Raw genomic sequence first — 4,414 nt, forward strand, 5'->3', positions numbered from 1 at the left:
CGGCTCGCCGGCGAGTGGCGGGGCGCAGACGACGAGACCCAGCGTGATCACCGTGAGCAAGAGCGCGCCGCGCACGGGCAGGAGGTGGCCCGCGAGCAGCCAGAGGGCAAAGGCGACCCAGACGAAGGCCGGCGAGACCGCGACGGCCACCGCCCACAGGACGGCGACCCCGAGGAGCCAGGCCACGGCATACCGATGGGGGTGGGCCGCGGACCCGGCAGGAGCCGACGCGCCGTGGTGAACCGCGCGGCGGGCGCCCACGGCATACACCCCGAGCAGGCAAATGGTGACCAGCGCGACCGCGACGCGCGGGGCGTCGGTGCGCCATGCTTGCGCGGCGCCGATGAGGACGAGCGCGGCGAAGAGGATGTGCTGGACGACCGTCAGCCGCCGCAGCAGGGCGCTGGGCGGGCCGACGGTCGGCGAGGTCTGCACGGAAACGAGGCTACGCAGCGCGCAGGCGGCGCGGCCAATAGGCGCGGTCACCCAGCGCGGCGATCACGCCAGGGACCAACAGGGCGCGCACGAGGAAGGTGTCGACGAGCACCCCGAGGCCGACGATCAGGCCGAGTTGGCCGAGGACGACGAGTGGCAGTACGCCGAGCGCAGCGAAGACCCCGGCGAGCACGACGCCCGCGCTGGTGATGACGGCACCCGTGTGCCCGACGGCGAGCGCCATACCTTCGCGCACGCCGTGGGTGCGGGCCTCGTCCTGGGCCCGGTGAACCAGGAAGATCGTGTAGTCCACGCCGAGGGCGACGAGGAAGAGGAAGGCGATCAGCGGCACTTGCACATCGAGCGCCGGGAAGCCGAAAAGCGTTCTCCCGAGCCACGATCCGACACCGAGGGTGGCGAGGCTGCTCGCGATATTGATGAGTAACAGGACCAGTGGTGCGGTGACGGCGCGCAGCAGCAGCATCAGGACCGCCGCGATGAGAGCAAGGATCACCGGGGCGATGACGCGCAGGTCGCGGTCGGCGGCGGCGCGGGCGTCGAGAAGCTCTGCGGGTGACCCGCCGACGCGGGCATCGGCCGCCGGAATCGCGTGGACGGCCTCACGAGCCTGCTCGACCAGCGCGTCGCTCGCGGACGTCCCGGCGAGCGGCTCACCGATGACGGTGAGCGCCACCCGGCCGTCGTATGCCGTGCCCCCCGGCGCCACGGTCACCACGCCTGGGACGGTCCGCAGAGCGTCGGTCACCGCGGCCGTGGAGTCGGCGGCGACGGTCACGGTGAGGGGTGCTGCCAGCCCGCCGGGGAAGTGCTGCTCGATGACGGTCAGCCCGCGCTGGGAGTCCGAGGCGACGCGGAACTGCTGGCCCTGATTGAGGCCGATTCGCGTGCCCACCAGCCCCGTGGCGAGGAGCGCCAGGACGACGATGGAACCGGCGATGACGCGGCCCGGTTGCGCGGTGACCCGATGCCCGAGACGCGCCCACCAGCCGTCGCGAGCGGGCGGCATACCGGGGACGGGAATGAACGGCCAGAAGATCCGCCGACCCACGAGGGCAAGCGCGGCCGGGAGGACGAAGGCGGCAGCCGCAAGCGCGATGAGGAGCCCGGTTGCTCCGGCGAGCCCGAGGCCGCGAGTGCCGGGGACGACCGCGAGCAGCAGGGTGAGCAGGGCGAGGACGACCGTGAGATTGCTGGCGACGATGGCCGGCAGCGTTGCCCGACGCGCCGTGGCGAGCGCCCGCCGGTGGTCGGCTTCGCGGGCGAGTTCTTCTCGGTAGCGGGAGATGAGCAGGAGCGCATAGTTGGTGCCGGCGCCGAAGACGAGCACCGAGACGATCCCGGCGTCGAAGGTCAGGCCACTCGCGTCGCCGATGGCCTTGGTGACGACGCCCGCGAGTTGGTCGGCGACGCCGACGACGGTCAGCGGGATGAGCCAGAGGATGGGTGACCGGTAGGTGATGAGCAGGAGCACAGCGACGACGCCCACGGTGACGGCGAGCAGGCGAAAGTCGGCTCCGGAGAATGCATTAGCGACGTCGGCGCCGAAGGCCGGGCCGCCCGTGACGACCACGTCCAGCCCGGCGGGGGTCGCCTTATCGACCTCCGCGCGGAGGTCGGTGATTGTCGCGATGTTGTCGCTGTTCTCCGCACCCGTGCGGACGGGAATGAGGGTGTATGCCGCGCGCCCGTCCGCGGACACCGTCGCCGTGGGCGGGCCGACCGGGGGCAGATCGGTTGGTGCCACGCGCGCGGTGAGGCCGGCTAGAGCCTTGTCATCAGTGGCGCTCAGCGCCGCGCCATCGGCTCGCGTGGCGACGAGGAGGACCGGGGCAATGTCCGAGCCAGGCCGAGCCGCCAACTCCACGGCGACAAGGGCCGACTCAGCACTCGCCGGGACCGGCTCACCGCGCGGCGGGATCTGGGCGTCCCGGAAGATCCCCATCGCCGCCCCCAGCACGGCGAGGAAGAGCGCCAAGACCACCACCGCTCCGCCGCGTCGCCGAGACGATGGAATCGGTTGCGCCGCAACGTCTTTGCGTGATGCCGAGGAGCGGGTGACAGGCGATGGGGCGAGCGTGCGCGGCATACCTCGACGGTAGGAAAACCGCCCTCACCCGCTCGACCCGCGCGCATCATCCCTTCGGATGATCCGCAGTGCGGCTAATGGTCCGTCTGTTGCGGCGTGGAGCGGTGGGGGAGGCCCTCGGGGCAGGAGATTCGCTCAACCGCTCACCTAGGCCGTCGAGCTCACCTAGGCCACCGCCATACGTATGCCGCCCGCTCGGGTGAGCGGGCGGCATACGGCGAATCGTGGTGCGGCTCAGACGTTCTGGGGAAAGCCCAGGTTCAGGCCGCCGTGGGACGGGTCGAGCCAACGCGAGGTGACGACCTTGCCGCGGGTGAAGAAGTGCACGCCCTCCATGCCGTGGGCGTGGGAGTCGCCGAAGAGCGAGGCCTTCCAGCCGCCGAAGGAGAAGTAGGCCATCGGAACGGGGATCGGCACATTGATGCCGACCATGCCGACCTCGACCTCGTTCTGGAAGCGGCGGGCGGCGCCACCGTCATTGGTGAAGATCGCCGTGCCATTGCCGAACGGGCTGTCGTTGATCAGCTTCAGGCCCTCGTCGTAGGACGCGACGCGGACCACGGACAGGACCGGGCCGAAGATCTCGTCGTCATACTGCGGCATGCCCGGGGCGACCTTGTCGATGAGCGAGGGGGCGAGGAAGAAGCCATCACCATCGGCGTCGAAGTCGGCCTCCCGGCCGTCGACGAGCACCTCGGCGCCGCCGTCCTCGACATCGAGATAGGACGCGACCTTGTCGCGGTGCGCCTTGGTGACCAGCGGACCCATATCGGTTCCGCGGGTGCCGTCGCCGGTGACGAGCTTGCCCATCCGGTCCTTGATCTTCTCGATCAGCGGGTCGGCGACGGGCTCGACGGCGACGAGCGCGGAGATCGCCATGCACCGCTCACCGGCGGAGCCGAAGCCGGCATTGACGGCCGCGTCGGCGGCGAGGTCGAGGTCGGCGTCTGGCAGGACGAGCATGTGGTTCTTCGCGCCGCCGAGAGCCTGGACACGCTTGCCGTTGGCCGTGCCCCTTTCGTAGACGTACTTCGCGATCGGGGTCGAGCCGACAAATGAGACCGCGCGGACATCGGGATTGTCCAGGAGAGCGTCGACAGCCTCCTTGTCGCCGTGGACGACATTGAGGATGCCGTCGGGAAGCCCGGCTTCCTTCCACAGGGCGGCAACGGCGTTGACGGCCGAGGGGTCCTTCTCGGACGGCTTGATGATGACGGCATTGCCGCACGCGATGGCGATCGGCACGAACCACAGCGGCACCATGGCGGGGAAGTTGAACGGGCTGATCACCGCGACCACGCCCAGGCTCTGCCGAATCGAATAGACATCGACCTTGGTCGAGACATTCTCCGAGAAGCCGCCCTTGAGCAAATGCGGTATGCCGCAAGCGAACTCGGCGACTTCGAGGCCGCGCGTGACCTCACCGATCGCGTCGGAGAGGACCTTGCCGTGCTCAGCGGTGATGACGGCGGCGATCTCCTCCTTGCGCTCGTTGAGCAGCTCGCGGAACTTGAAGAGGACCTGCGTCCGCCTGGTCAGCGAGGTGTGCTGCCACTCGGCGACCCAGGCGGCCTTGGCGGTGGCCACGACGTCGTCGACCAGCGCGGCCGAGGCGAGATCGAGGGCGCCCGTCTGCTCGCCCGTCGCGGGGTTGTAGACCGGGCTGGTGCGCTCGGCCGTACCCTCCCAGGGCGAGCCGGCGATCAGGTGGGTGATGCGTTGGGGCGAGCTCACGAACATACTCCTATTCAGTGCATTTGTTATTACATACTAGCAGGACGATGGGTGGGTGCTGGAAGGCCCGTGCGTCCTGGAACTTGAGCACGCCTTACGCACTTGAGCACGCCTTGTAAGGCGTGCTCAAGTGCGTAA

The 4,414-nt window shown here is 69.7% G+C and carries 2 protein-coding genes and 1 pseudogene; all 3 read right to left on the reverse strand.

Translation table 11 applies throughout. The annotated features are described in order from the left end of the window. Positions 1-435, reverse strand: a pseudogene (locus BN13_RS19775) (sensor histidine kinase); the annotation flags it as partial. Between the two features lie 10 nt (positions 436-445). Beyond that, positions 446-2,542, reverse strand: a complete 2,097-nt coding sequence (locus BN13_RS16695) for an MMPL family transporter (RefSeq protein ID WP_235434100.1) — start codon at positions 2,540-2,542, stop codon at positions 446-448. 234 nt (positions 2,543-2,776) lie between these two features. After that, on the reverse strand, positions 2,777-4,276 hold the full coding sequence (locus BN13_RS16700; RefSeq protein WP_235434101.1) for a CoA-acylating methylmalonate-semialdehyde dehydrogenase: 1,500 nt from the start codon (positions 4,274-4,276) through the stop codon (positions 2,777-2,779). Between the last annotated feature and the right edge of the window lie 138 nt (positions 4,277-4,414).

The organism is Nostocoides jenkinsii Ben 74 (assembly GCF_001046875.1).
GTDB lineage: Bacteria > Actinomycetota > Actinomycetes > Actinomycetales > Dermatophilaceae > Nostocoides_A > Nostocoides_A jenkinsii.

What these genes read in the sequence shown, in the direction of transcription:
- BN13_RS16695 (WP_235434100.1), bottom strand. Translation starts at nt 2,542, where the DNA reads ATGCCGCGCACGCTCGCCCCATCGCCTGTCACCCGCTCCTCGGCATCA.